Origin of the sequence: Acrocarpospora sp. B8E8 (genome assembly GCF_039871605.1) — a bacterium.
Taxonomy (GTDB): Bacteria; Actinomycetota; Actinomycetes; order Streptosporangiales; family Streptosporangiaceae; genus Acrocarpospora; species Acrocarpospora macrocephala.
This window is the reverse complement of record NZ_JBDPLV010000090.1, coordinates 15,868-41,676: the sequence shown is the minus strand read 5'-3', so window position 1 is coordinate 41,676 and position 25,809 is coordinate 15,868. Positions and strand designations below refer to the sequence as shown.

The following is a 25,809-nucleotide window of genomic DNA, read 5'->3' as shown; positions in this document are numbered from 1 at the left end:
TGGTCGGACAACTGCCAGGAGTTCTTGCGCGGAACGTCGGCCAGCAGGCCGCGGACCAGATCACCGAAACTCGCCTTGGGTTCGGGCCGGACGAACAGCGGGTCAGCGACCCGTGCGGTCAGCGCGGAGAGTTCTGCATCCCAGGACACGACCAGATCGTAGGAGAAGGGTAAGGACACCCGCAGACCATCCCGCCTTCGACGACGATGCGGAGGTCAAACAGCAAAACGATCTACGGATGTAGTACTGGTGGCCGGGGTCCGGAATCACGGAAGGGCACCCTAACTCAGCTCCCTCCAGCCGATCCACAGATTAATCCATCGCCCCGGCCTGAACATTTCACGCGGATCGCCAAGGTGTCGTCCGCGTCATCGTGCACGGCACGCTCTCCGAGGACGAATCTTTCACGTGGCGCTCGGCACAGGAGTGCAAGTGATCCAATCCGAATGATCGCCAGCGCAGCAAAAAGGGGCAGTGCGGTATTGGCATATCGCAAGAGAGGTGGGTGACGGGCCGAATCCTCAATCTGGCCAATTGTGATGTCACGAGCCTGCTCAACGCGGCATGGGTTCCATGGTATTTCTATTGCTGACGCAAGAACTTTCATCTACCCTGAAGGCGACACTGTGGTCATCGTACTGTTCGGGCATCTGATCTCTGCCGAGTACAGACAGGCGATCCGGGACATTGAGTGACGACGGCACACGCCTTGCTGGAAAACTGTCAATCTGGCTGGCCAGTCTCTTTGCCATCGTTGCTTTGATTGTGGGTTTGATCAACCTGTTTCTGGACGAACCCGTACCAGTGCCTCTTGATCTTGTCGCAGGTTATCTGCTGGGCACGCTTGCCAGCTTCATCGCCTACGTTTACGGGCGATCAGAGTTGATACTGGAACGCCAGGACCGGCTGTTGCATCAGCCGGCGCGGGGCGTTCAGGTGTTCACCACCAGTGAAGAGTTTCTGCGGAAATTGGTGGAGATAACCGTGGGCGCGTCCACCGTCAGCACTCTGAACCTGTCTCCGGCAAAGGGAGAACATCCAGAACTGGACCGGTATTTCGAAGTTGTCCACAGTAGCATCAAGAACCGGAAGAGCCCGCTCCGGAGTTTTCGTAGCATTGCCAGTGTTGACACGGTCCAGAAATCCGCCTGGCTGGTCGAGAGAAGCTGCGAGCTCCATCAAACCGGACGGGTGTCCTTCGCGATCTTCGACCAGGATCGTATTCGCCCATTATTACACCCGTTAAGCCTGCACATCACGTACAAGAACGGAAATATCTACGTGTTCATCTTCCCGCCGGTCAACCTGACGGGCTCGATGGACTCGATTCTCATATCGGATCCGGTGCTGGGAAAGGCGATGCTGGATTACTACAATCTTCTTTGGCACGACTCCCTGAAGATCAATGAGGGTAGGCAGGTCCGATCCCAGGGGCTCGACCGGATTGTCCAGCTAAACCCGGAAATAGACGCCAACCCCTTCTATCAAAGCTTGCGGAAAGGCCTTACCCTGTGATGAATCTGAGAATCAGGCTGAAGTCGGGCGAGCCGCTTCTTGGCACGCTCATCACCCTCGACTCTCCCGAGGTCGCGCTTATTCTGCAGCGCGCGGGATTTGCCTGGTTCTTCCTCGATCTTGAGCATTCCGCACTTTTGGACCTTAAAAGCGCACAGCGCATAATTGAGGTTCTCCAGCCCCAGGGATACGCGGTGATACGGGTGCCCGACAATTCGGAGACCTGGATCAAACACGCGCTGGACACCGGCTGTGACGGAGTGATCATCCCGCATGTAGGGAGCAGAGCGGATGCGGAGCGGGCCATTCTATTCTCGAAGTATCCACCCCTCGGGCGGAGAAGCGTGGGCATCGCACGCGCGCAGGGATATGGCTCATCTTTCCAGGACTATCTGAGCGGCGCGGCGGAAAGAATCGCGGTCATCGCCCAGATCGAAGACGTGGACGGCGTGGAGAACGTCGATGACATCCTTGCCGTTGAGGGCATCGACGCCATTTTCATCGGCCCGTACGACCTTTCCGGAAGCATGGGGATACTCGGCCAGCTGACCGATCCCGCACTGATCGAGAACGTGAATCGCGTCCGCCGCGCATGTCAGGCCGCGGATGTGCCCTTCGGAATATTCTGTCCGAACACCACGGCGATGAACGCCGAACTGGCCCGGAAAACCAGTCTGCTGGCAGTGGGATCCGATACCGGGCACATCTCGGCCGGCGCCGCGAGCATATTCCACGAGTTGCGACCAGAAAGGTAGCGTGATGCTGATCAGGGCCGACTCCCTGGAAACCGCCTACACATCTCTCGCCGAAGATCCAAGCGCGTTGGCGGCGCACGTCCAAGGATATCTTCCTCCCGAAGTCTGTGACCGGGCGCGTGGCCACGTCGTCCCGCTGCTGCTGGAGAACTCCTTTCAGCGAATTTATCGAAGCCAGGTGCGAGCGTTCACGGAGGCGATGTCCCGGGACATCCACGCGGAAGCAGGGTACCTTGATCAGGCGACCGAGGTCCTGCGTGCGATGCGTCTCGCGTTCCTGCCTTTCGCCAGCCCGGCCGACATGTTCCGCGCCGACCTGGACGAGGTCGCCCCGCACGGCGCGACCCTGCTCCGTTTCGGCGGCCGCCCGCTCGTGTTCGGAATGATGCGAAGCTGGGAATCCGACATGGAGGCTCTGCCCCATTTCGACATCATTCAGGAAGCGACTCCCGCGTTCGCCTCCGCATTTCAGTTCAGTGAACAGTTCGGGGTGAATATCTACACCGAGGGTCCGCGTCACGGTGGCGAACTCCTGGTCTGGGACAAGAAGCTTGGAGACCTGGTCGGAGCGGGATACACGGCACAGGATGGAACGTATGGATTCGATCGGGAGAGATTACCGCCACCCGATGTGGTCATTCAGCCCGGAACCGGTGATCTGGTCATCGTGAGATCTACACGTTTACACGCCGTGAACAAGACGATCGCAGGGCGGCGCGTTAGCGTATCCGGGTTCTTGGGAGTGGGCGCGAGCCGGGAAAGTATCAAACTCTGGAGTTAGGACGCATTTCATGTCTATCCCGAGAGTTTCCGTGAGCGAATGGGGCACCGTGGACTCTGATGTTCAATGGGATATGGACGCGTTGCGTCCTGAGAAGATTTTCTCGTTGACGGGAAAGGTCGCTCTGGTAACCGGTTCTGGTGGTGGCGTGGGCGGATGGCTTGCCGCCGGGCTGGCGGCGGCCGGCGCTCGCATCGTGCTGAGTGACCTCACCAAGGAACGGTGCGAGGGGATTTCCAGCCTGCTGTCGGACAATGATGTCGATCACACGGTCGTCCCCGCGGACCTCCGTGAGACCACCGCGCCTCAGCAGATCGTGGCCCACGCGGTAGAACATTTCGGCCGCCTCGACGTGGTGGTCAATGCCGCGGCGATCAACGAGCGCCGTCCCATCTCCGAGGTGAACACCGACCTTTGGGAGCGGATCGGCAGCGTCAACCTGCGAGCTGCCTACTTCCTCGCCCGCGAGGCGATGCTGACCATGAGAGGCAGCGGAGGAGGCTCCATCATCAATATCACCTCGATCAATTCCGAGGTGGGACTCGAACATGTCTCGATCTACGGTGCGCACAAAGCAGCCTTGGCACAGGTGACCAAGACAATGTGCGTAGAGTGGGCGAAATACAACATCAGGGTCAATTGCCTGGCTCCTGGCTTTCTGATGACCTCCCTGTCCCGCCCTCTCTGGGACGACGAAGACCGGGCGAACTGGATCCTCGACCGATGCCCCATGGGGCGGCCGGGAGCGCCCTCCGAACTGATCGGCGCCTGCCTGCTGCTCGCCTCCCAGGCAGGCTCCTTCATCTCCGGAGTCAGCATTTTCGCCGACGGCGGCCTCCTGGCCGGCAGCCCATGGACCAGATGAACCCACCAACCCAAGCCCCAGGGAACTCTGGTCAGGCGTCAGCGGACTTCCGCCCGGCAAGGTGGGCGGCTGGTGGCGGGAGCGTTGCTCCGGGAGCGGTAGCCGGTGAGGAGAGGCGTTTGAGGAGGGTGGGGGTGATGCGGCGGTAGGCGGCTGGGTTGATCGGGTTGAGCCAGTGGGAGGCGCGGACCGGGGCGCTGATGTTGAGGTCGAGGTCGCCGAGGACCTCGTCCACGTTGTGCATGGAGAATGGGATGATCTTCGTGCCGCGGCAGTGATGGGTGCTGGTGGCGATGTCCATGAACGCGAGCTGGTCGACGACCGCCTGCCGCATCGACGCCGGGTCAGGAAGCGGCACCGCGCCCGCGAGGTCGGCGGCGATCCATAAGGCGGCCATCTCGGCGTTGAGCGGGCTGAAGAACGAGGAGTTGTAGCCGTTGAAGTACAGGCCCGGCACGTCGATGGGGCGGATCTGGCGGTAGAGCATGAAGTTGCCGCGCTCGTCGAACAGCCGCTCCTGGACGTCGCGGGGGAGGAACGGGACGCCCTGGGTGAAGCCGGTGGCGCAGATGACGAGGTCGGCGGGGAGCGCCGTGCCGTCGTCGAGTTCGGCGTATGGACTGCCGTCGTTCGCGTAGAGCCTGGCGATGGTGCGGTCGTGGCGCACGGCGATGGCGCCGTCGGCGACGCCTTCGAAGAAGCCCTCGGTGGCCAGGCCGATGGCGCCCTTGACGATGTCCTCCATCTGACCCGGGGGGATCAGGCCGTGCTTGTCCAGGCGGAACTGGCGCACCGACACCGTGCCGATGGAGTTGATCATCCGGGTGCGCATGCCGTTGCCGGGGCCGTGCAGGAACTTCTCGACGCCGCGCAGGCGCAGGTACCGGAACAGCGCCTCGCCCATCCGGGTGAGCAGCAGCAGCTTGAAGTTGAGGACGCCGCCGATCTTGCGGGGCACCTTCCACAGCAGGTGGCGGGCGATCACGTCGGTGCTCGCGGCGACCTGGCTGATCGGCACCGTGATGTCGCACGCCGACTTGCCGTACCCGACGACCAGGACATGCTTGCCGCGGGCCTGCTCGGCGTCGTGCACCTCGGTGCCCGCGCACAGCCGCCCTCCGGCCGCGGTGAACTCGGCCAGGCCGGGGTAACTCGGGATGGCGGGTTCGCAGAACACGCCGTTGGCGACGACCAGCCGGTCGAACGTCTCGGTCGCGTCGCGCGTGGTGATCGTCCACCCGTCGTCGCCCGGTTCGGCCGCGGTCACCTGGGTGTCCAGCCGCAGGAAGGGGAGGAGCCCGAACTGCTCGGCGTAGGCGGCCAGGTAGGCCTGGACCTGCTCGCCGGTGGGCCACTGCGGGTAGTCCTTGGGCATGGGGAAGTCCGACAGCGAGTACTGCGCCTTGGGGCTCTGGGTGGTCAGGCCCGGGTAGCGCCGGGTGCGGCTCCACACGCCGCCCACGTCCGGGGCCTGCTCGAACACCACCACGTCGTGCCCGGCCTGCGTGAGCACCTTGGCCGTGCTGAGGCCGGCCACCCCGGCTCCGATGATCGCGACTCTCATGGCAGCCGCATCTCCAGCCCGAACTCCGCCATGATCTTCTTGATCAGGGTGATGTCCTTCGGCCCGGGCGGCATGTCCGCGAGCGCCTGGTAGTAGCCCTCGAGACCGGCCGGTGAGACCACCGAGATGACCCGGGACTCCTCCTCGTACGGGTTGCGGAACGTGTGCACCACGTTGCGCGGCAGGTACAGGTAATCGCCGTGCTCCAGGGTGAAGTCCTCGCCACCCAGATGGACGTCGAGCCGGCCGGCCAGGCAGATGAACGACTCGTCCTCGCGGGTGTGCAGGTGGGGCGGCGGGCCGTCGGTCTCCGGCGGGACGGCGTACTCGAACAGCGAGTACGCGTCGTGGGTCGACTTGCCGTCGGTCTTCATCGTGATGCCCAGGCCGATCGCCGCGATCTTGTGTCCGTCGCGGGACGGCAGCATGTATCCACCACCGAGTGTCACCGTGGCCTCCTTCGCCGTGTGTCTGATGTCACAGCGTGCGGGGGCTTGGTGTGATCCGCAATTAGATGTCCCACTGACTGGGACTCAGTGTCGGGTGGAGTAGGTCCGGGAGGCGGCCGAGGCGGCCATCCGCACGGCGGGCCCGATCCGGTCGGCCCGGACGAGCTGGCTGGGCCCGGTGACGGACAGCGCCGCGACCACGTCGCCCAGCGGTCCGAAGATCGGCGCGGCGACGCAGCTGACGCCGATGACCCCCTCCTCACGGTCGATCGCCCAGCCGCGCTCGGGGACGGCGGTCAGCTCCCGCATGATGGCGACCGGGCTGGTCAGCGTGCGGGGCGTGCGAGCGGCGAGCGGGGCGCCGAGGACCGCCTCGATGACCGAAGGCTCGGAGTAGGCGAGAATGGCCCGGCCCAGCGCCGAGCAGTACGCCGGGATGATCCCGCCGACCTGCGACAACATCGGCATCGCCCGATGGCCGGTGATCTTCTCCACGACCAGGATCTGGCCGCCCTCCAGCACGCCCAGCTGCGCCGTGATCTTGGTGGCGTGGTGCAGGTCCTGCAGGAACGGCAGCACCGCCTCGCGAAGCTCCATCCGGATCGGGGCGAGGCTGGCGATCTCGAAGAGCCGGTTGCCGATCCGGTAGCGGCTCCTGGGCTTGTCCAGCCAGCCGAGCTGGAGCATCCGGCCGGCGGTGCGATGCGTGGTCGAACGCGGCAGGCCGCTGCGCGCGACCAGGGCGGCGAGGGTGAGCTCGCGGTGGGTCACGTCGAACGCGCCAAGGATGGCGGCCGCCCGGTCGAGCCCGCCCATCGCCGATTCGTCCCGCTCAGCGGGACTCATCGTTGGTTCCAGGTGTGCATACGAGTCAGGCTAAACCTCGACTCGAGCCCTTGGGAGGCCGTCATTCGTACCGCACTCGTCGGCGGCGGAGCCACCGGCATCGGCTATGCGATCGCCGAGCGGCTGGCCCGCTCCGGGCACCGCGTCGTGATCACCGGCCGCCACGGCGACGCCCTCGACGCCGCCGCGCTGCGGCTCAAGGAGAGCACCGGCGCCACGGTCGCGACGCTGGTCAACGACATCTCTCGCGGGGATGCCGCCGTCGGCGAGCTGGACATCCTCATCCTGAACGCCGGGGGTCCCCCGCCCGGCCGGATCCTCGACGTCGGCGACGACGCCTGGCGGGCGGCCACCGAGCTGCTGCTGCTCGGCCCGCTGGGTCTTGCGCGGCGCGCGCTGCCCGCCATGGCCGGGCGCGGCTTCGGCCGGGTGGTCTTCGTGACCTCGGCCGCCGTCCGCCAGCCGCAGCCCGATCTCGCCGTCTCGGTGGTGCTGAGGTCCGCGGTCACGGCCTTCGCCAACCTGCTCGCCCGCGAGCACGCGGCGGACGGCGTCACGGTCAACTGCGTGGCCCCTGGCGCCATCGACACCCAGCGCCGCCGGGAAATCTTGGCCGGGCGGGCAGTCCGTACCGGACTCTCGGAAGCGGAGCTCGACGCGGAGGACGTGAGCGGCATCCCGGCCGGGCGGCCGGGACGGCCGGACGAGATCGCCGCGGCGGTCGAGTTCCTGGTGTCGGCGGACGCGAGTTACCTCAACGGGACCGTGCTGACGGTCGACGGTGGAAGGACGGAAACGATCTGATGGCGGAATTCGAGATGGCCGAGTTCCTCGGCTCGATCAGTGATGTGGTACGGCCCGGCCCGGCCCGGCCCGTGGTCGTCCACGCGGCCGAGCTGGAGACGTTGCCGGCCGATCAGGTGCACAACCCGACGACGCTGTCGATCGCCGGCAAGCTGCCGACCGCGACGTTCGAGATCTTCCGGCAGACGATCCCGCCCGGGCTGAGCTCCGACATGCAGCGGCACCACCACGAGACGGTGCATTTCGTGATCTCCGGGCGCGGGCACAGCGAGATCGAGGACGAGACCGCCGGCTGGGCCGCCGGGGATTTCATCTACACCCCGCCCTGGACGTGGCACCGCCATTACAACGACTCCGCCGAGGAGCCCGTCGAGTTCCTGACCATCGAGAACTCCCGCCTGCTGAACCTGCTGGGCGTCGGACGGCGGCAGAGCGCGGGCCTGCGCACCGTCGCGGAGGCCAGGAGGACCTGCCATGACTGACCACATCAGCGTCTGGGGCGAGCTGTCCGATGTCGATCACGAGCTGCGCCACGTCGACGTCGGCGGCGTGCGCACCCGGGTGCTGCGCGCGGGAGCGGGCCCGGACCTGATCCTGCTGCACGGCACCGGCGGGCACCTGGAGGCGTACGCGCGAGACATCGCCGGGCTGGCCACCGGCTTCCGGGTCACCGCCTACGACATGGTGGGGCACGGGTGGTCGGATCTGCCGGACCGGCCGTACACGATCGATGTGCTGTCCGGCCATCTGCTCGGCCTGATGGACGCGCTGGGCGTCGAGTCCGCCCACCTGTCCGGCGAGTCGCTCGGCGGCTGGGTGGCCGCCTGGACCGCGGCGCACCATCCCGGCCGGGTCCAGCGCATGGTGCTCAACACCCCCGGCAACATCGCCAACAAGCCGGAGGTGATGATCCGGCTGCGGGAGAGCACCATGGCCGCGGTGACCGACCCGAGCGACGCGAACGTGCGCAGGCGCGTCGAGTTCCTGTTCCACCACAAGGAGATGGTGACCGACGAGCTGGTCGGCCTCCGCCGCGCGGTCTACAGCCGTCCGGGCTTCGTCCGGGCCATCACCAACACGCTCGTGCTGCAGGACCCCGAGGTGCGGAAGGACTTCGCCTGGGATCCCTCCTGGGTGGGCAAGATCACCGCGCCGACGCTGCTGCTGTGGACCGACCACGACCCGACCGGTGGCCTCGACGAGGCGGCGATGCTGCTGGACTGGCTGCCCGACGCCCGGCTGCACGTGATCGCCGGCGCGGGGCACTGGCCGCAGTGGGAGAAGCCGGGGGAGTACCTGCGCGTTCACCACGAGTTCCTGCTGGACCAGGCATGAGCGAGATCATCGGCATGGTGGGGATGTCGCACTCCCCGTTCGCGACCCTGCTGCCGCCCGCCGGCCCGGGACAGCCAGGAGGGCGCTTCCTCGCCGACGCCCGCCGCGTCGCCGCGGCCGTGGCCGCGCTCGCGCCCGACGCGCTCGTGGTCATCGGTCCCGACCACTTCCACGCCAACTTCTACGACGCCATGCCCCCGTTCATCCTCGGCGTCGAGCAGGCCGACGGGTTCGGCGACTTCGGCAGCAAGGCGGGCCCGCTGCCGGTCGCCTCGGCGCTGGCCTGGTCGATCCGCGACGCCCTCGCCGACGACGGCTTCGACCTCACCCTGTCGTACGCGCTGACCGTCGACCACGGCATCGCGCAGAGCTACGACATGGTCCGCGGGACGGCCGACCTCCCCCTGGTCCCGCTGGTCGTGAACACCGCCGCGCCGCCGCTGCCCGGCATGCCGCGCTGCGTCCAGCTGGGACGCTCGCTCGGCGCGGCGATCCGCGGTTCGGGGTACGCCGGGCGGGTGCTGCTCGTGGCCAGCGGCGGGCTGTCGCACTGGCTGCCGTCCAACGACCCGCGTGACCCGCTCCTCGCCGCGGACCGCCGCGAGGCGGTGATCCGCGGACGCAAGGACACGCGCGCGTTCGCCGCGGCCCGCGAGCCGCGCGTCCTGGCCATGGCCGGCAACCCGGACGCGCCGGTCAACGCCGAGTGGGACCGGTGGTTCCTCAAGCAGCTCGGCACCGCCGACCTCGCGCCGGTGACCGACCTCGGCGACGAGGGCCTGGAGCAGCGGGCGGGCAGCGGCGGGCACGAGATCCGGACCTGGCTGATCGGGCTGGCCGCGGCAGGCCGGCCGCTCGTGTGGACCAGCTACGAGCCGGTGCCGGAATGGATCACCGGCATGGGCATCGGCACCACGTTCGAGGTGAGCTGAGATGGCGCTCGACCGGCTGCTGGCGGCCCGGGCCAATGGCTGCCCCTGCGCCCCGGTGCGGTCCCTGGTGCCGGACCTCGACGCGGCGTACGCCGTGCAGTCCGCGTGGGTGGCCGCCGAGGTCGCGGCGGGAGCCGTGGTGGTGGGCCGCAAGGTGGGGCTCACCAACCCCGTCGTCCAGGCCCAGCTCGGCGTGGACCAGCCCGACTCCGGGGTGCTGCTCGACACGATGGAGTGCCCGCCGGGTTCTCCCATCGACATCGGCCGGACCCTCCAGCCGAAGATCGAGGCCGAGATCGCGTTCGTGCTCGCGCGCGACCTGACCGGCGGCGACATCGGGCCCGCCGACGTCGCCGCCGCGACCGGCTGGGTCGTCGCGGCGCTGGAGATCGTCGACAGCCGGATCGCCGGCTGGGACATCGACATCCTCGACACCGTCGCGGACAACGCCTCCTCAGGACTGTTCACGCTGGGCTCGCGTCGCCGCCTGGACGGGCTCGACCTGGCCGGCTGCGCGATGAGGATGCGACGGGGCGCGGAGGTCGTGTCGACCGGATCCGGGGCGGCGTGCCTCGGCGATCCGGTCAACGCGGTCGCCTGGCTGGCCAGGTCCGCCCGCGATCGCGGCCGGCCGCTGCGCGCGGGCGACATCGTGCTGTCCGGCGCGCTCGGCCCGATGGTGCCGGTGCTCCCGGGTGACGACTTCCACGCCGAGATCGACGGCATCGGAACGGTCAGCGCCACCTTCACCGGGAGCACATCGTGAAGGTGGGAGCGGCGGTGATCGGGTCCGGCAACATCGGCACCGATCTCATGATGAAGATCCTCCGGGTCGGCAAGAACCTGCGGATGGCGGCCATGGCCGGCATCGACCCGGCCTCCGACGGGCTGGCCCGCGCCGCCCGCCTCGGTGTCGCGACCACGGCCGACGGGGTCGAGGGCCTGATCGCGCTGCCCGGCTTCGACGACATCCGGATCGTGTTCGACGCGACCTCCGCGACCGCGCACCGGGCGAACGCGCGGGCGCTCGCGCCGTACCCGATCCGGATGGTCGACCTGACCCCGGCCGCGGACGGGCCGTTCGTCGTGCCGGCGGTCAACCTCGACCGGCATCTCGGCGCGCCCGAGGTGAACCTGGTCACCTGCGGCGGGCAGGCCACCATCCCGATCGTCGCGGCCATCGCCGCGGTGACACCGGTGCTGTACGCGGAGATCGTCGCCTCCATCGCGTCGCGGTCGGCCGGACCGGGCACCCGCGCGAACATCGACGAGTTCACCGAGACCACCGCGCGGGCGATCGAGTCGGTCGGCGGCGCGCGGCGCGGCAAGGCGGTGATCATCCTCAATCCGGCGGAACCGCCGCTGATCATGCGGGACACGGTGCTCTGCCTGGTCGACGCCCCGGATCAGCGGATCACGAAGGCCGTCGAGCGCGCGGTCGCCGAGGTCGCCGACTACGTCCCCGGCTACCGGCTGAAGCAGCCCGTGCAGATCACCGAAATGCGCGCCTTCGGCGGCACGCACCAGGTGAGCGTCCTGCTCGAGGTCGAGGGCGCCGGACACTACCTGCCCGCCTACGCCGGCAACCTCGACATCATGACCTCCGCCGCGCTCCGCGTCGGCGAACGGCTCGCCTTGGAGACCGCATGACCCTGTTCATCCAGGACGTGACGTTGCGCGACGGCATGCACGCCACCCGCCACCGCCTCCGCCCCGACCAGGCCGCCAGGATCGCCGCCGCACTCGACGCGGCGGGGGTCGACGGGATCGAGGTCGCCCACGGCGACGGGCTCGCCGGTTCGAGCCTGACCTACGGACCCGGCAGCCACACCGACGCCGAGTGGATCGAGGCGGTCGCGGCGAGCATCACCACCGCCCGGCTCACCACGCTGCTGCTGCCCGGCATCGGCACGGTCGCCGACCTCAAGCGCGCCCACGCCCTGGGCGTCCGCTCGGTACGGGTCGCGACCCACTGCACCGAGGCGGACATCGCCGCGCAGCACATCGCCACCGCCCGGGAGCTGGGCATGGACGTGGCCGGGTTCCTGATGATGAGCCACCTGGCCGCACCCGCCGCGCTGGCGGCGCAGGCCGCGCTGATGGAGTCCTACGGCGCGCACTGCGTCTACGTGACCGACTCGGGCGGGCACCTGACCCCACGCGGCGTCCGGGAACGGGTCCGCGCCTACCGTGACGTCCTCGATCCCGGCACCGAGGTCGGCATCCACGCGCACGACAATCTGTCGCTGTCGGTGGCCAACTCGCTGGCCGCCGTCGAGACCGGCGCCACCCGCGTGGACGCCTCGCTGGCCGGGCACGGCGCCGGAGCGGGCAACTGCCCCCTCGAAGCGTTCGCCGCCGCCGCGACGCTGGACGGCTGGTCGCACGGATGCGACCTGTTCGCCCTCCAGGACGCCGCCGACGACCTGGTCCGGCCCCTACAGGACCGGCCCGTGCGCGTCGACCGCGAAACGCTCACCCTGGGCTACGCCGGGGTCTACTCCAGCTTCCTGCGGCACGCGGAAACCGCCGCCGCCCGCTACGAGATCGACGTACGGAGCCTGCTCCTGGAAGCGGGCCGCCGCGGCCTCGTCGGCGGCCAGGAGGACATGCTGGTCGACATCGCCCTCGACCTGCGGTAAACGTTCGTCAGAAGCTGCGGGGGAGTCCCAGGACCTGGGTGGCCAGGTAGTTCAGGAGGAGTTCCTCGGTGACGGGGGCGACTTTGCCGATGCGGGCCTCGTTCAGCAGGCGGGCGACCGGGTACTCCAGCGAGTACGCCATCCCCCCGTGCGTCTGGAACGCCGCGTCCGCCGCCTCCCACGCGGCCTGCGAGGCCGAGAGTTTGGCGATGTTGGCCTCGGTGCCGCACGGCTGGCCCCGGTCGAACAGCCAGGCGGCCTTGTACAGCATCAGCCGGGCGAGTTCGATCTTGGCCTTCACCCGGGCCAGCGGGAACGCGATCGCCTGGTTGGAGCCGATCGGGCGGCCGAAGACCTCGCGCTCCTTGGCGTACGCGACGCCGACCCGGAGGGCGACCTCGGCGCCGCCGAGGGCGGAGGCGGCCAGGAGCACCCGTTCGGGGTTGAGGATGTCCCACAGGACGACGGCGCCGCCGTGCACCTCGCCGATGACCGCGTCGGCGGGGACGCGCAGGTCGTCGAGGAAGACCATGTTGGACGGGGTGGTGTTGGCGCCCATCTTGGGGATCGGGCGGTAGCTCAGCTGCCCGGCGGCGACGGCGTCGGGGACGTTGACCAGGAAGACGGTCAGGCCGCTGGTGCGGGGTTTCGCCTCGGCGGCGGGGATGGTGCGGGTGACCAGGAGCATCCAGGTGGCCCGCTGCACGCCGGTGATCCAGATCTTCTGGCCGTTGATCACATACTCGGAGCCGTCCGCGCGGGCGGAGGTGGAGATCGCCAGCGCGTTGGAGCCCGCGTCGGGCTCGGTGAGCGCGAAACAGGTCTCGATCTCGCCGGTGGCCAGCTTGGGCAGCAGCGCGGCGCGCTGGGCGGGGCTGCCGTGCCGGGCCAGCGTCATCGCCCCGAAGCCGGGCGTGAGCACGTAGGTGAAGGCCGAACCCCCGGCGGATCCGGACGCGGACAGCGTCTCCGTGGCCACGGCCAGTTCGAGCAGCCCCTGGCCGCCCCCGCCGTATTCCTCGGGTACGGCCAAGCCGAGCCAGCCGCCTTTGGCCAGCTCGGCCCAGACCTCCTCAGGCCAGCGCTTCTCGGCTTCGCACCGCTGCCAGTAGTCCATGTCGTATCGCGCGCAGATGGCCGCGATCCCGGCCTGGACGGCTTGGGCGCTCTCGGGAAGCGTGAAGTCCATGGCGAGCAATCCTAGACTCCGGGACGGCGAGGGCGCCTGGCGTGGTAGACGAACGCCGGGGGCAGGTTGCGCCACACCGTGCGGCCGAGCACGACCTCCTCGAAGGATCTCTGCAGGGCCTTCCTGATCCGGACGGCCGGGGGCAGCCGCCGCGCGTGCACGTACGCGAACATGGTGAAAGCCCCGTCCGGCTTCAACGAAGTCAGCACCCCGTTGAGCAGGGCTTCCTGGGTGCTCACCCCGAACGCGGCCCACGGCAGGCCGCTGATGATCACGTCGGCCTGCCCGGCCCGGCGCGCGGCCATCAGGTCGGGGAGTTTGCGGGCGTCGTCCACGATCAGCTCCACGCCGGGATGGCGGGTGGACAGGTGGCTGGCCAGCTGGGGGTTGATCTCCACCGCGAGATGCCGCCCCCGGCCGCCGAGCCGCCGCTGGATCTCGGCGGTGAACGGGCCCGTCCCCGGCCCCAGCTCGACCACGACCGGGTCGCCGTCCTCGGGGATCGGGACGGAGATCGCGGTGGCGAGCCGCCGGGAGCTGGGGGCGATCGCGCCGATCATGGCGGGGGAGCGCATGAACTGCCCGAAGAAGAGCGCTGGTTCGTTAGCCATGGCCCGCACGCTAAGGGGTGAACGGCACCGGTGGCCACGTTCGAGCGGCCAGAGACACCGGCCACTTGAAGGACCCGCCTCCTCCGGACGAAGGAGAAGGCCGTGCTGACCGGGGGATGCGCAGGGGTTTCGAGTGTGAGGGAGAACACGTTACCGACCGGGATGGATACGGAAATCTGAGGATCGGGTCGGGCGTCGGAGAGGCACTCCGTATGACTGGGACGGATACGGAATCTGAAGGATCGGGTCCCATGCCTGCGCGGGAACCCGGTGGTGACCGGGACGGATACGGTTTCTGTCATGCGTTGGCGTGGATTCACCCTGGACTTTCTCTTGGCGGTGGCCGGGGTCGCGCTGTGCGCCCTGACCTACCAGTCCTGGGGCGGTCCTGACATTCCGGGCTGGCTCACGGTCGTGGTCGTGCTGGCCGCCGGGCTGCCGCTCGGCCTGGCCCGCCGGATGCCGGGTCCGGTGGCGATTTTCCTCGCCCTCCTGCTGGTGGCCCTCGACGGCGTGGGCGCGGGAATCCTCGACGGCCTGCAGATCCTGCTCGCCCTCACGGCGGGGGCGCTGGCCAGGACGCGCGACTGGACGTGGACGCTGCCGGTGGCCGCGCTGGCCTGCGCCGCCACCGCGATCCACCTGGCCTCCGGCGCGGCCCCGACCGGCAGCGTGCTCTTCTACACCTTCGGCATCATCGGCGTCCCCGTCGCCATCGGCCGCTACCTGCGCAGCCAGTCGGCCGCCGTACCGGACGGGGAGGAACGCTCGCCCGTCCTGGACATCCTGCTCGCCGGCGGCGGAGTCTCGTTCGCGGTGCTCGGCACCTGGGCGAACTGGCCGGAGGCGGAGCTGCACGCCTGGGGGATCGGCCTGCTCGCGGTGCTGTCCGGCCTCGCGCTCGGCGTGGTCCGCTGGCTGCCGGGGGCGGTGCTGCTGCTGGAGAGCGCCCTGCTGCTCGTCGCGGCCGGTCGCGCCCCCGACGCCGCGGCCAGCCTCCAGGTGCTGCTGTTCATCGCGCTCGGCGTCTTCGCCAGCCAGGTCACCTGGCGATGGCTGCTCGCCGCGTCCGCGCTCACCTGCGTGGTCACCCTGCTCACCGCCGTGGGCGCGGGCGCGGAGGTGACGTTCTGGTGGCTGCTCGTGCTCGCCACGATGGTCGCGGCCCCGGCCGCGATCGGCGCTTTCGTCCGGGTACGGCGCACCGCCACCAGACGCGAAGTCGAGCTGGCCGCGGAACGCGCCAGATCGGACCGCCTGGCCGAGCGGGAGCGCATCGCCCGCGAGGTGCACGACATCGTCGCCCACCACGTCGGCGCCATGGTGCTGCGCGCCGGAGCGGCCGAGTACGCCGGCGCCACCGGCCCCGCCGCCGAAGCCCTGGCCGACATCCGCGCCACCGGCCACCAGGTCCTCGAAGACCTGCGCGGCCTGCTCACCGTGCTGCGCGCCCCCGGCGCCGAACTCCCCGTCGGCGACCCCGAGGACGTGATGCGCGACGCCGCCGCCCGGATGGCGGGAGCGGGCCTGGAGGTGGCGCTGGAGATCGCCCCCGAGGTGGCCGTCGCCCCGCTGGTGGCCCGCGCCTCGGCGGCCAGGATCGTCCAGGAGGGCCTCACCAACGTGCTCAAACACGCGGGACCCGGCGCGCCGGCCCGGGTGCGGGTGGAGGTGCACGACCACGAGCTCCGACGAGAGCTCACCGTGGAGGTGCGCAACGCGGCGGGCGGCGCGGTGCCGATGCTGCCGTCCTCCGGCCAGGGCATCGCGGGCATGCGGGAACGCGCCCACGCCCTCGGCGGGCGGCTGACCGCGGGGCCGCTGCCCGACGGCGGCTGGCGGCTGGCGGCGGCGTTCGCGCTGCCCGAGCAGGGCTCCGACTGGGACTGCGCGGTCACCCGCTTCGCCAAGGGGAGCCTTCGATGATCAGGATCGTGGTCGCCGACGACCAGGCGCTGGTGCGGGCCGGGGTGCGGATGACGCTGGAGGCCGCCGGGGACATGACCGTCTGCGCGGAGGCGGCCGACGGGGCGCAGGCCGTACAGGAGGCGGAACGGCATCGGCCCGACGTGGTGCTGATGGATCTGCGCATGCCGCGGGTGGACGGTCTTGAGGCCACCCGGCGGATCCTGGCGGCGCGGCCGGGCACCCGGATCGTGGTGCTGACCACGTTCGCCGAGGACGAGAACGTCTACGCGGCGCTGCGCGCGGGCGCGCTCGGCTTCCTGGTCAAGGACGACCCGCCGGACCGGATGGTGGAGGCGGTCAGGCGGGCCGCCCAGGGCGAGCCCCTGCTGGCCGCCTCGGTGCTGCGCCGGGTGGCGGCCCGGGCGCTGGCCGCCGAGGACGGGCACCTCCGGGTGCCGCCCTCGCTCACCGAGCGGGAACTCCAGGTGCTCACGCTGGTCGGGATCGGCCTGTCCAACGGCGAGATCGGCGAGCGGCTGCACCTGGGCGTCACCACCGTCAAGACCCACGTGGCCGCCGTGATGGACAAGCTGGACCTGCGCAACCGCACCCAGGCGGCCGTGGTCGCGCACCGGCTCGGGCTGGTGGACGCCGACTTCCGGCCCACCCGGCCCTGACCGGAGCGCCCGCCGGGGCCGCGCGGCGCGCATGTAGGGTCTGGATCGTGGACACCGCCGAGGACCGGATTTGGACCATTCCGAATCTGCTGAGCTTTTTGCGCCTGCTCGGCGTGCCGGTGTTCCTCTGGCTGGTACTCGGCCCCAAAGCCGACGGCTGGGCCGTCGCGCTGCTGATGGTCGCCGGATTCTCCGACTGGCTGGACGGCAAGCTGGCCCGGGCCTGGAACCAGACCAGCAGGCTCGGCCGGCTGATCGACCCGGCCGCCGACCGCCTCTACATCCTGGCCACCCTGGCCGGCCTGCTGCTGCGCGAGATCATCCCCTGGTGGCTGGTCGCCCTGGTCCTCGCCCGCGACCTGCTGCTGCTCTGCATGGTCCCGATCCTGCGCCGCCTCGGCTACGGCCCCGCCCTCCCGGTGCACTTCCTCGGCAAGGCCGCCACCGCCAACCTGATGTACGCGTTCCCCCTGCTGTTCCTGGCCGCGCACCCCGGCTGGTACGCGGAGATATGCGCGATATTCGGGTGGGCCTTCGTCATCTGGGGTACGGGTCTGTACTGGTGGGCGGGGGTGCTGTACGTGGTGCAGGTGCGCAGGCTCGCACGTGCGTCCCGATGAAGGTGGGATTGGCGTGAAGGCCGTGGTGATGGCGGGCGGGGAGGGCACCCGGCTGCGCCCGATGACCGCCAACCAGCCCAAACCCCTGCTGCCGGTGATCAACCGCCCGATCATGGAACACGTGCTCCGCCTGCTCAGGAAGCACGGTTTCACCGAGGTCGTGGTGACCGTGCAGTTCCTGGCCGCGCTGATCCGCAACTACTTCGGCGACGGCGACGAGCTCGGCATGAACCTCCACTACGCCACCGAGGAGACCCCGCTCGGCACCGCCGGCAGCGTCAAGAACGCCGCCGACAAGCTCCGCGAGGACCGCTTCCTGGTCATCTCCGGCGACGCCCTCACCGACATCGACCTGACCGACATGCTCAGGTTCCACCGCGAGAACCGCGCCCTGGTCACCATCGGCCTCAAACGGGTCCCCAACCCGCTCGAATTCGGCATCATCATCGTCGACGACCACGGCAGGATCCAGCGTTTCCTGGAGAAGCCCACCTGGGGGCAGGTCTTCTCGGACACCGTCAACACCGGCATCTACGTCATGGAACCCAGCGTCCTGGACGAGGTCGCCCCCGGCGAGTCGGTGGACTGGTCCGCGCACGTCTTCCCCAAGCTGCTGGCCCGCGGCGCCCGCCTGTTCGGCTACGTCGCCGACGGCTACTGGGAGGACGTCGGCACCCACGAGAGCTACCTCAAGGCCCAGGCCGACGTGCTGGAGGGCCGGGTGAAGGTCGACTTCGACGACGCCTTCGAGCTGTCCCCCGGCGTCTGGGTCTCCGAGGGCGCCTCCGTCGACGCGGACGCGGTGCTCAAGGGCCCGCTGTTCATCGGCGACTACGCCAAGGTCGAAGCCGGGGCGGAACTGCGCGAATACACCGTGCTCGGCAGCAACGCGGTGGTCAAGGAGGGCGCGTTCCTGCACCGGGCGGTGGTGCACGACAACGTGTACGTCGGCCCGGCCGCCCACCTGCGCGGCTGCGTGATCGGCAAGAACACCGACGTGATGACGGGCGCCAGGATCGAGGAGAACGCGGTCGTCGGCGACGAGTGCGTGATCGAGTCGGAGGCGTACGTGTCGTCCGGCGTGAAGATCTACCCGTTCAAGACGGTCGAGGCCGGGGCGGTGGTCAACACCAGCGTCATCTGGGAGTCCCGCGGCCAGCGCAGCCTGTTCGGGCCGCGCGGCGTCTCCGGCCTGGTCAACGTCGAGATCACCCCGGAGCTGTGCGTGCGGCTGGCCAGCGCGTACGCGACGACGCTCAGCAAGGGCGACACGGTGGTGACCTCCAGGGACGCCTCCCGGGCGGCCCGCGCGCTGAAACGCGCCGTGATCAGCGCGCTCAACTCCAGCGCCATCAACGTGCTGGACCTGGAGGCCGCCGCCATGCCGGTGGCCCGCTTCCACACCTCCCGGGAGAACGTGCGCGGCGGCATCACCCTGCGCACCACCGCCGGGGACCCGCAGAGCGTCGACATCGTCTTCCTGGACGACACCGGCGCCGACCTGTCCCCGGGCGCCCAGCGCAAGCTGGAACGCGTCTTCTCCCGCCAGGAGTACCGCCGGGCCTTCCCCGGCGAGATCGCCGAGCTCACCTTCCCGGCCCGCGCCGTGGACACCTACGCCCGCGAGCTGCTCCGCTGCGTGGACATGACCGGCGTCAAGGACGCCGAGATGAAGGTCGTGGTGGACTGCGCCGGCGGCACCTCCTCGCTGGTGCTGCCGAGCCTGCTCGGCCGGGTCGGCGTCGGCGTGCTCACGGTCAACAACCGGCTGGACGACGCCTCCCCGACCGAGACGCTGGCCGAGCGCCGCCGCGACCTGCAGCGCCTGTCGGAGCTGGTCGGCTCGTCCAGGGCCGCCTTCGGGGTCAGGTTCGACCCGGTGGGGGAGCGGGTCTCGCTGGTCGACGAGCTGGGCCACCTGATCAGCGAGGAGCGTGCCCTGCTGGTCGTGCTGGACCTGGTCGCCGCCGAGCGCAGGGGCGGCAGGGTGGCGCTGCCGGTCACCACGACCCGGGTGGCCGAGATGGTGTGCCGCTTCCACGGCGTGCACGTGGACTGGACGGCCACCGGCGTCGACGCGCTCACCAGCGCCGCCACCCACCCGGAGATGATCTTCGCGTGTGACGGCAGGGGCGGCTTCGTGGTGCCCGAGTTCGGGCCCACCGTGGACGGCCTGGCCGTCTTCCTGCGCCTGCTCGGCCTGGTCGCCAGGACCCGGCTCTCGCTCAGCCAGATCGACGCCCGCATCCCCGAGGCCAAACTCCTCAAACGCACCATCCCCACGCCGTGGGCGCACAAGGGCGCGGTCATGCGCTCGGTCGTGGAGGCCGCCGAGGGCCGCCGCCTGGACACCACCGACGGCGTCAGGATCGTCGAGGAGGACGGCAGCTGGGTCATGGTGCTGCCCGACCCGGCCGAGGCCGTCACCCACCTGTGGGCCGAGGGACACGACGTGGACACGGCCCAAACACTGATCGAACGATGGGCTCTAGTCGTCGAGCGGGCCGCCGGATCCGCCTGAAACGATAACCTGAACCCCTGGCGGATGATGATGGTGTGGCGGCATGGACCTTGGACCGTGCCTGACGGTAGCGTTGGGTAGTCAATGTCCAGCGTGCCTGCCTTGACCTTCGTGTCTGATCAGCGTAAGTTTCGGCATTCGCAGTTTTGAGCAAGTCGTGAGAGAGGCCGAGCCGTTCGATGCCCAGCGTCTACTGCACGCAGTGCGGTCACCCCAACCCCGAGGATGCCCGTTTCTGCTCTCGATGCGGTTCGCCGCTGAGCCCGCCCGCGCACCAGGTGGTGCCGGACACGACCTCGACGATCTCCCTTGAGGCCGTGGACGAGGCGACCGGGCAGACGCTGCTGCCGGATCGTTCCGCGGTCGAGCAGCTGCCGCCGGGCACCGCGCTGCTGGTCGTGATGCGCGGGCCGAACGCGGGCAGCCGGTTCCTGCTCGACAGCGACCTCACCACGGCGGGTCGCCACCCGGAGAGCGACATCTTCCTGGACGATGTGACCGTGTCCCGGCGGCACGCCGAGTTCTACCGGCGCGGCGGCCAGTTCACCGCCCGGGACGTGGGCAGCCTCAACGGCACCTACGTCAACAGGGAGCGCATCGAGGAGTTCCCCTTGGCGGGGGGCGACGAGGTGCAGATCGGTAAATTCCGGTTGGTGTTCCTCACCCGCGGCCCGGGAGGACCGTGATCGCTGGGTGAGAAGGGGGTGAGCCCGTATGGCCGCTGAGGCGATCAGGGCGCATATGAGCATCGGGGAGGTGCTCGCCCTGCTGCAGGGGGAGTTCCCCGACGTCACGATCTCCAAGATCCGGTTCCTGGAGGGGGAGGGGCTGATCGAGCCCCAGCGCAGCCCGTCCGGATACCGGAAGTTCACCCACACCGACGTCGAGCGGCTGCGGTTCATCCTGACCGCCCAGCGCGACCAGTACCTGCCGCTGCGGGTGATCAAGGACCAGCTGGCCGGCCCGCCGGGCCCGCGCGCCGTCGGCGCCGAGACGCCGCCGGTCCGGCTCAGCCGGGAGGAGCTGCTGGCGGCGGCCGAGATCGACGAGGAGACCTTGGCCGAGCTGGAGGACTACGGCCTCATCCCGCCCGGCGCGCGGCGCTACGACGCCGACGCGCTCGATGTGGCGCGCAGCGTGGGGCGGCTGGCCAGGTTCGGGCTGCACGCGCGGCATCTGCGCGCGGTAAAAGCCGCCGCCGAGCGCGAGGCCGGGCTGCTGGAGCAGGCCGTGGCGCCGCTGCTGCGCCGCCGCGCGCCCGGATCTCTCGACCACGCCGAGGAATCCGCACGCGAAATCTCCGGACTTCTCCTGCGTTTGCACGCCGCGCTGCTTAATGGCAGTGTTCGTGGCGTTCTCGGCCGCTGACAACGCCTGTCGCTCTCGGGTGTTACGTTGAATGCCTGGTGATATATGCCGCATCCCGGAGAGTGAGTCGCCCGTGTTGCAGATGGAGGTCGTGGGGGTCCGCGTTGAGATGCCCTCGAACCAGCCGATCGTCCTCTTGAAGGAGGCGAACGGTGATCGGTACCTGCCGATCTGGATCGGCATGACCGAGGCGACCGCGATCGCGCTGGCACAGGCAGAGGACCCACCGCCACGGCCGCTCACCCATGATCTGTTCCGGGACGTGCTGGACGCGCTCGACATCCAGTTGCGCACCGTGAACATCGTCGCGCTGCGTGACGGGATCTTCTTCGCCGACCTGGTGTTCTCCAACGGCGTAGAGGTCAGCGCGCGGCCCTCGGACTCGATCGCGCTGGCGCTGCGCACCCACACGCCGATCTTCGCCAGCGAGGACGTGGTCCGCGAGGCGGGGGTCAGCATGCCCGACGACCAGGAGGACGAGGTGGAGAAGTTCCGCGAGTTCCTGGACAACATCACGCCGGAGGACTTCGGCCGTGCCGGTTGAGATCGGTCGATATTTCGGCTTCACGACGCGCCGATCGAGGTCGTTGACTGAGGCTGGCGCCAGTCCTACCGTGCAAGGGAAACCACGGTTGTAGTTCAAGAACCCCCAGATCAGGCCGTGGGATGAGAGAAAGCCGGAGGTCCGCAGTGGCGGTCAGCAGCGGCGAGGGTAAGACGGCCGGGCATGATCCGGCTCAGCGCGAGTCGGCGCGGGAACGCGCCGGTGAGCAGGGCTTGCTGTTCGACGAGCGGCCCGCGGCCGTCGCCGACGACATCGGCTACCGTGGCCCCACGGCGTGTTCGGCGGCCGGGATCACCTACCGCCAGCTCGACTACTGGGCTCGCACCGACCTGGTCCAGCCGACCATAAGAGCCGCGCAGGGCTCCGGCTCCCAGCGGCTGTACAGCTTCCGCGACATCCTCGTGCTCAAGGTCGTCAAACGCCTCCTGGACACCGGGGTGTCGCTCCAGCAGATCCGCACCGCCGTCCACCACCTGCGCGAGCGCGGCGTCAACGACCTGGCCCAGATCACCCTCATGAGCGACGGGGTGAGCGTCTACGAGTGCACCTCGGCCGACGAGGTCATCGACCTGCTGCAGGGCGGGCAGGGCGTGTTCGGGATCGCGCTCGGGCGCGTGTGGCGCGAAGTCGAGGGATCGCTCGCGGAGCTGCCGGGGGAACGCGCGGAGGTCGGCCTTCCGCCTGAGGCCGACCACCCCTCCGACGAACTGGCGCAGCGACGACGCGCCCGCAAGACCGGTTGAGAGCATCCCGGCCGGGTGGCGGTAGTCTGGTACGAGCCGACGACCTTGTGCGGGAGAGTCCCTTCCACATCCAGTAGGAGGGGCGCCGAAGGAGCAACCCTCCCCGGAATCTCTCAGGCAACCGGTACCGCACGGGCGAGGCGACTCTGGAAAGCCGTGCCGTCCAGCCAGGCGGCCGCACCGAAGGGGAAAGCCGGGCGCCTCATCAGGGCTCGGTGAAGCTCTCAGGTCCGATGACAGAGGGGGAGACCCGCAGAGCGACCGGTTTCAGGCCGGGCGCGCTGGTCTCGACGCCGCTGGAGGCCCCTGTCATGACTGTTCACTCCGAGTTCGCCGCTCGTCATATCGGTCCTTCCGCCGCCGACCAGGCGCGCATGCTGGCCGCCGTCGGATACGCCACCACCGAGGACCTGGTCGCCGTGGCCGTCCCGAAGGCCATCAGGACCACCGATCCGCTGAACCTGCCGGCCGCGTCGAGCGAGCTCGAGACCCTGGCCGAGCTGCGGGAGCTCGCCGCCCGCAACCAGGTGCTGACCTCGATGATCGGGCTGGGCTACTTCGACACGATCACGCCGGGCGTGGTGCTGCGGAACGTGCTGGAGAATCCGGGGTGGTATACGGCGTACACGCCGTACCAGCCGGAGATCTCGCAGGGGCGGCTGGAGGCGCTGCTCAACTTCCAGACGGTGATCACCGACCTGACCGGGCTGGACGTGGCCGGGGCCTCGCTGCTCGACGAGGGCACCGCCGCCGCCGAGGCGATGACGCTGGCCCGGCGGGTGTCCAAGGCCAAGAGCGCGGTGTTCGTGGTGGACGCCGACGCGTTGCCGCAGACCAAGGCCGTGCTGGCCACCCGCGCCGAGCCGCTGGGCATCGAACTGGTCGAAGCCGATCTCGATGGGGAGCTGCCCGAGTGTTTCGGGGTGCTGGTGCAGTATCCGGGGGCGAGCGGCCGGGTCGCCGGCTTCCGTGACCTGTCCGAGCGGGCGCACGCGACGGGCGCGCTGGTTGTCGCCGCCGCCGACCTGCTCGCGCTGACGCTGCTCGAAACCCCCGCCGCGCTCGGCGCCGACATCGCGATCGGCTCCTCGCAGCGCTTCGGCGTCCCGTTCGGGTACGGCGGGCCGCACGCCGCCTACCTGGCCGTCCGGGAGGGGCTGCAGCGGCAGCTGCCCGGCCGGCTGGTCGGGGTGTCGCTGGACGCGGACGGGCGGCAGGCCTACCGGCTGGCCCTGCAGACGCGCGAGCAGCACATCCGGCGGGAGAAGGCGACCAGCAACATCTGCACCGCGCAGGTGCTGCTGGCCGTGCTGGCCGCCATGTACGCGGTCTACCACGGCCCCGACGGGCTGCGCCGGATCGCCAGGCGGGTGCACGGGCACGCGGCCCTGCTGGCGGAGGGGCTGCGGGCGGGCGGGGTCGAGCTGGCGCACGCGGAGTTCTTCGACACCGTGCTGGCCCGGGTGCCCGGCCGGGCGGCGGAGGTCGTCGCGGCGGCCCGCGAGCGGGGCGTCAACCTGCGCCTGGCGGACGCGGACCAGGTTGGCGTGTCCTGTGATGAGAAGACCACATACGGGCATCTGGAGGCGGTCTGGGAGGCTTTCGGAGTGCCCGCGGTGGCGGGGAGCCCGGAGGCGCTTCCGGAAGGTCTGGAGCGGACCTCGGACTTCCTGACGCATCCGGTGTTCCACAGCCACCGCTCCGAGACCGCCATGTTGCGCTATCTGCGGAAATTGCAGGACAAGGACATCGCGCTGGACCGGTCGATGATCCCGCTCGGGTCGTGCACGATGAAGCTCAACGCGACCACCGAGATGGAGCCCGTCACCTGGCCGGAGTTCGCCGGGATCCACCCGTACGCGCCGGTCGACCAGGCCGCCGGATACGCCGCCCTGATCGAGACGCTGGAGGGCTGGCTGGCGGAGGTGACCGGCTACGACGCCGTCTCGCTCCAGCCCAACGCCGGGTCGCAGGGCGAGTTCGCCGGGCTGCTGGCGATTCGCGCCTACCATCACGCGCGGGGCGACCTCGGGCGGGACATCTGCCTCATCCCGTCCTCGGCGCACGGCACCAACGCGGCCAGCGCGGTCATGGCGGGGATGCGGGTGGTCGTGGTGGCCTGCGACGAGGACGGCAACGTGGACCTCGCCGACCTGGACGCCAAGATCGGCAAGCACCGGGAGGCGCTGGCGGCGATCATGGTGACCTATCCGTCCACGCACGGCGTGTTCGAGGAGGCCATCGCGGACATCTGCGCCCGGGTGCACGACGCGGGCGGCCAGGTGTACGTGGACGGGGCCAACCTCAACGCGCTGGTCGGGCTGGCCAAGCCCGGCGAGTTCGGGGCGGACGTGTCCCATCTCAACCTGCACAAGACGTTCTGCATCCCGCACGGGGGCGGCGGGCCCGGCGTCGGTCCCGTGGCGGTCAAGGCGCATCTGGCGCCATACCTGCCCGGGCGTGGCGTGGGGGCGGTCAGCGCGGCGCCGTACGGGTCGGCGGGCATCCTGCCGATCTCCTGGGCGTACGTGCGGATGATGGGCGCCGAAGGGCTCAAGGCGGCCACCGAGCAGGCCATCCTGTCGGCCAATTACCTGGCCGTACGGCTCGCGCCGCACTACCCGGTGCTGTACACGGGGCGGGACGGCCTGGTCGCCCACGAGTGCATCGTGGACCTGCGGAAGATCACCAAGGAGACCGGCGTGACCGTGGACGACGTGGCCAAACGGCTGGTCGACTACGGGTTCCACGCGCCGACCATGTCCTTCCCGGTGGCGGGCACGCTGATGATCGAACCCACCGAGAGCGAGGACCTGGCCGAACTCGACCGGTTCGTGACCGCCATGGTCGCGATCAAGGGGGAGATCGACAAGGTCGGGTCAGGGGCGTACGAGCGGGACGACAACCCGCTGCGGAACGCGCCGCACACCGCCGACAGCGTCACCGCCGACACCTGGACGCACGCCTACAGCCGGACCGAGGCGGCCTACCCGGTCGCGTCCCTGCGGGAGCAGAAGTACTGGCCGCCGGTGCGCCGGATCGACCAGGCCTACGGGGACCGGAACCTGGTGTGCGCGTGCCCGCCGCTGGAGGCGTACGAGGACTGAACCGTTTGGCAT

25 protein-coding genes and 1 riboswitch are annotated in these 25,809 nt (G+C 69.6%); of the genes, 20 read left to right on the top strand and 5 right to left on the bottom strand.

Annotated elements, in window-relative coordinates; genetic code table 11:
• The first annotated feature begins 687 nt into the window (after nucleotides 1-687).
• From ABGB08_RS47890 to ABGB08_RS47875, 4 genes are read left to right on the top strand one after another with little or no spacing between them, the layout of a single operon-like run.
• Nucleotides 688-1,515, top strand: coding sequence for a hypothetical protein (locus tag ABGB08_RS47890; RefSeq protein ID WP_347605015.1), 828 nt, complete (start codon nucleotides 688-690; stop codon nucleotides 1,513-1,515).
• Nucleotides 1,515-2,270, top strand: a complete 756-nt coding sequence (locus ABGB08_RS47885) for an aldolase/citrate lyase family protein (RefSeq protein ID WP_347605012.1) — start codon at nucleotides 1,515-1,517, stop codon at nucleotides 2,268-2,270. Before ABGB08_RS47890 ends, ABGB08_RS47885 begins: the two co-directional genes overlap by 1 nt.
• Nucleotides 2,271-2,274: 4 nt before the next feature.
• Nucleotides 2,275-3,051 carry a hypothetical protein gene (locus tag ABGB08_RS47880; protein ID WP_347605009.1) on the top strand — a complete coding sequence of 259 codons (777 nt, stop codon included), beginning with the start codon at nucleotides 2,275-2,277 and terminating at the stop codon, nucleotides 3,049-3,051.
• Nucleotides 3,052-3,082: 31 nt separating this feature from the next.
• Complete coding sequence (locus ABGB08_RS47875) at nucleotides 3,083-3,916, top strand: SDR family oxidoreductase (RefSeq protein WP_347605006.1); 834 nt, start codon at nucleotides 3,083-3,085, stop codon at nucleotides 3,914-3,916.
• Nucleotides 3,917-3,947: 31 nt separating this feature from the next.
• Here ABGB08_RS47875 and ABGB08_RS47870 read toward each other — a convergent pair whose 3' ends face one another.
• From ABGB08_RS47870 to ABGB08_RS47860, 3 genes are all read right to left on the bottom strand, one after another.
• On the bottom strand, nucleotides 3,948-5,480 hold the full coding sequence (locus ABGB08_RS47870) for an NAD(P)/FAD-dependent oxidoreductase (protein WP_347605003.1): 1,533 nt from the start codon (nucleotides 5,478-5,480) through the stop codon (nucleotides 3,948-3,950).
• Nucleotides 5,477-5,929 carry a cupin domain-containing protein gene (locus ABGB08_RS47865; RefSeq protein WP_347605000.1) on the bottom strand — a complete coding sequence of 151 codons (453 nt, stop codon included), beginning with the start codon at nucleotides 5,927-5,929 and terminating at the stop codon, nucleotides 5,477-5,479. The genes ABGB08_RS47870 and ABGB08_RS47865 overlap by 4 nt, the downstream gene beginning before the upstream one ends.
• 84 nt (nucleotides 5,930-6,013) lie before the next feature.
• A complete protein-coding gene (locus ABGB08_RS47860; RefSeq protein WP_347604997.1) occupies nucleotides 6,014-6,775 on the bottom strand; it encodes an IclR family transcriptional regulator in 762 nt (253 codons plus the stop codon).
• A 12-nt stretch (nucleotides 6,776-6,787) separates the two neighbouring features.
• Between ABGB08_RS47860 and ABGB08_RS47855 the strand changes: the two genes are divergently transcribed.
• Genes ABGB08_RS47855 through dmpG form a run of 7 tightly spaced genes read left to right on the top strand, consistent with a single transcriptional unit; the run spans nucleotide 6,788 to nucleotide 12,488 of the window.
• On the top strand, nucleotides 6,788-7,579 hold the full coding sequence (locus ABGB08_RS47855) for an SDR family oxidoreductase (RefSeq protein ID WP_347604994.1): 792 nt from the start codon (nucleotides 6,788-6,790) through the stop codon (nucleotides 7,577-7,579).
• On the top strand, nucleotides 7,579-8,061 hold the full coding sequence (locus ABGB08_RS47850; protein WP_347604991.1) for a cupin domain-containing protein: 483 nt from the start codon (nucleotides 7,579-7,581) through the stop codon (nucleotides 8,059-8,061). Before ABGB08_RS47855 ends, ABGB08_RS47850 begins: the two co-directional genes overlap by 1 nt.
• A complete protein-coding gene (locus ABGB08_RS47845; RefSeq protein WP_347604988.1) occupies nucleotides 8,054-8,914 on the top strand; it encodes an alpha/beta fold hydrolase in 861 nt (286 codons plus the stop codon). Before ABGB08_RS47850 ends, ABGB08_RS47845 begins: the two co-directional genes overlap by 8 nt.
• The gene (locus tag ABGB08_RS47840; RefSeq protein ID WP_347604985.1) at nucleotides 8,911-9,846 is read left to right on the top strand and encodes a hypothetical protein; all 936 of its coding nucleotides are present in this window, start codon (nucleotides 8,911-8,913) and stop codon (nucleotides 9,844-9,846) included. The genes ABGB08_RS47845 and ABGB08_RS47840 overlap by 4 nt, the downstream gene beginning before the upstream one ends.
• 1 nt (nucleotide 9,847) lies before the next feature.
• A complete protein-coding gene (locus ABGB08_RS47835) occupies nucleotides 9,848-10,612 on the top strand; it encodes a fumarylacetoacetate hydrolase family protein (RefSeq protein WP_347604982.1) in 765 nt (254 codons plus the stop codon).
• On the top strand, nucleotides 10,606-11,496 hold the full coding sequence (locus tag ABGB08_RS47830) for an acetaldehyde dehydrogenase (acetylating) (protein ID WP_347605018.1): 891 nt from the start codon (nucleotides 10,606-10,608) through the stop codon (nucleotides 11,494-11,496). The genes ABGB08_RS47835 and ABGB08_RS47830 overlap by 7 nt, the downstream gene beginning before the upstream one ends.
• Entirely contained in the window at nucleotides 11,493-12,488 is a 996-nt protein-coding gene (dmpG, locus tag ABGB08_RS47825; RefSeq protein ID WP_347604979.1) for a 4-hydroxy-2-oxovalerate aldolase, read from the top strand. Before ABGB08_RS47830 ends, dmpG begins: the two co-directional genes overlap by 4 nt.
• Nucleotides 12,489-12,495: 7 nt before the next feature.
• On the opposite strand, the gene ABGB08_RS47820 is transcribed toward dmpG, so the two are convergent.
• A complete protein-coding gene (locus ABGB08_RS47820; protein WP_347604976.1) occupies nucleotides 12,496-13,677 on the bottom strand; it encodes an acyl-CoA dehydrogenase family protein in 1,182 nt (393 codons plus the stop codon).
• 11 nt (nucleotides 13,678-13,688) lie between these two features.
• The gene (locus ABGB08_RS47815) at nucleotides 13,689-14,288 is read right to left on the bottom strand and encodes a methyltransferase domain-containing protein (RefSeq protein ID WP_155357736.1); all 600 of its coding nucleotides are present in this window, start codon (nucleotides 14,286-14,288) and stop codon (nucleotides 13,689-13,691) included.
• A gap of 300 nt (nucleotides 14,289-14,588) precedes the next feature.
• On the opposite strand from ABGB08_RS47815, the gene ABGB08_RS47810 reads away from it, so the two are divergent.
• The 9 genes from ABGB08_RS47810 to gcvP all read left to right on the top strand — a co-directional run bounded on the left by ABGB08_RS47810 (nucleotide 14,589) and on the right by gcvP (nucleotide 25,797).
• Complete coding sequence (locus tag ABGB08_RS47810; RefSeq protein ID WP_347604973.1) at nucleotides 14,589-16,214, top strand: histidine kinase; 1,626 nt, start codon at nucleotides 14,589-14,591, stop codon at nucleotides 16,212-16,214.
• A complete protein-coding gene (locus ABGB08_RS47805) occupies nucleotides 16,211-16,873 on the top strand; it encodes a response regulator transcription factor (RefSeq protein WP_347604970.1) in 663 nt (220 codons plus the stop codon). The genes ABGB08_RS47810 and ABGB08_RS47805 overlap by 4 nt, the downstream gene beginning before the upstream one ends.
• 47 nt (nucleotides 16,874-16,920) lie before the next feature.
• Nucleotides 16,921-17,493 (top strand): CDP-alcohol phosphatidyltransferase family protein, encoded by a 573-nt coding sequence (locus ABGB08_RS47800; RefSeq protein WP_246265261.1) that lies wholly within the window; start codon nucleotides 16,921-16,923, stop codon nucleotides 17,491-17,493.
• Nucleotides 17,494-17,506: 13 nt separating this feature from the next.
• Nucleotides 17,507-20,014, top strand: a complete 2,508-nt coding sequence (locus ABGB08_RS47795) for a mannose-1-phosphate guanyltransferase (RefSeq protein ID WP_347604967.1) — start codon at nucleotides 17,507-17,509, stop codon at nucleotides 20,012-20,014.
• A gap of 179 nt (nucleotides 20,015-20,193) precedes the next feature.
• Nucleotides 20,194-20,700, top strand: coding sequence for an FHA domain-containing protein (locus ABGB08_RS47790; RefSeq protein WP_155350791.1), 507 nt, complete (start codon nucleotides 20,194-20,196; stop codon nucleotides 20,698-20,700).
• A 28-nt stretch (nucleotides 20,701-20,728) separates the two neighbouring features.
• Nucleotides 20,729-21,382 (top strand): MerR family transcriptional regulator, encoded by a 654-nt coding sequence (locus tag ABGB08_RS47785; protein WP_155357732.1) that lies wholly within the window; start codon nucleotides 20,729-20,731, stop codon nucleotides 21,380-21,382.
• Nucleotides 21,383-21,455: 73 nt separating this feature from the next.
• Nucleotides 21,456-21,926, top strand: a complete 471-nt coding sequence (locus ABGB08_RS47780) for a bifunctional nuclease family protein (protein ID WP_155350793.1) — start codon at nucleotides 21,456-21,458, stop codon at nucleotides 21,924-21,926.
• 146 nt (nucleotides 21,927-22,072) lie between these two features.
• Nucleotides 22,073-22,690 carry a MerR family transcriptional regulator gene (locus ABGB08_RS47775; RefSeq protein ID WP_218038822.1) on the top strand — a complete coding sequence of 206 codons (618 nt, stop codon included), beginning with the start codon at nucleotides 22,073-22,075 and terminating at the stop codon, nucleotides 22,688-22,690.
• Nucleotides 22,691-22,730: 40 nt separating this feature from the next.
• A riboswitch (glycine riboswitch) is annotated at nucleotides 22,731-22,830 on the top strand.
• Nucleotides 22,831-23,001: 171 nt separating this feature from the next.
• The gene (gene gcvP / locus ABGB08_RS47770) at nucleotides 23,002-25,797 is read left to right on the top strand and encodes an aminomethyl-transferring glycine dehydrogenase (protein WP_347604962.1); all 2,796 of its coding nucleotides are present in this window, start codon (nucleotides 23,002-23,004) and stop codon (nucleotides 25,795-25,797) included.
• Nucleotides 25,798-25,809: the final 12 nt, after the last annotated feature.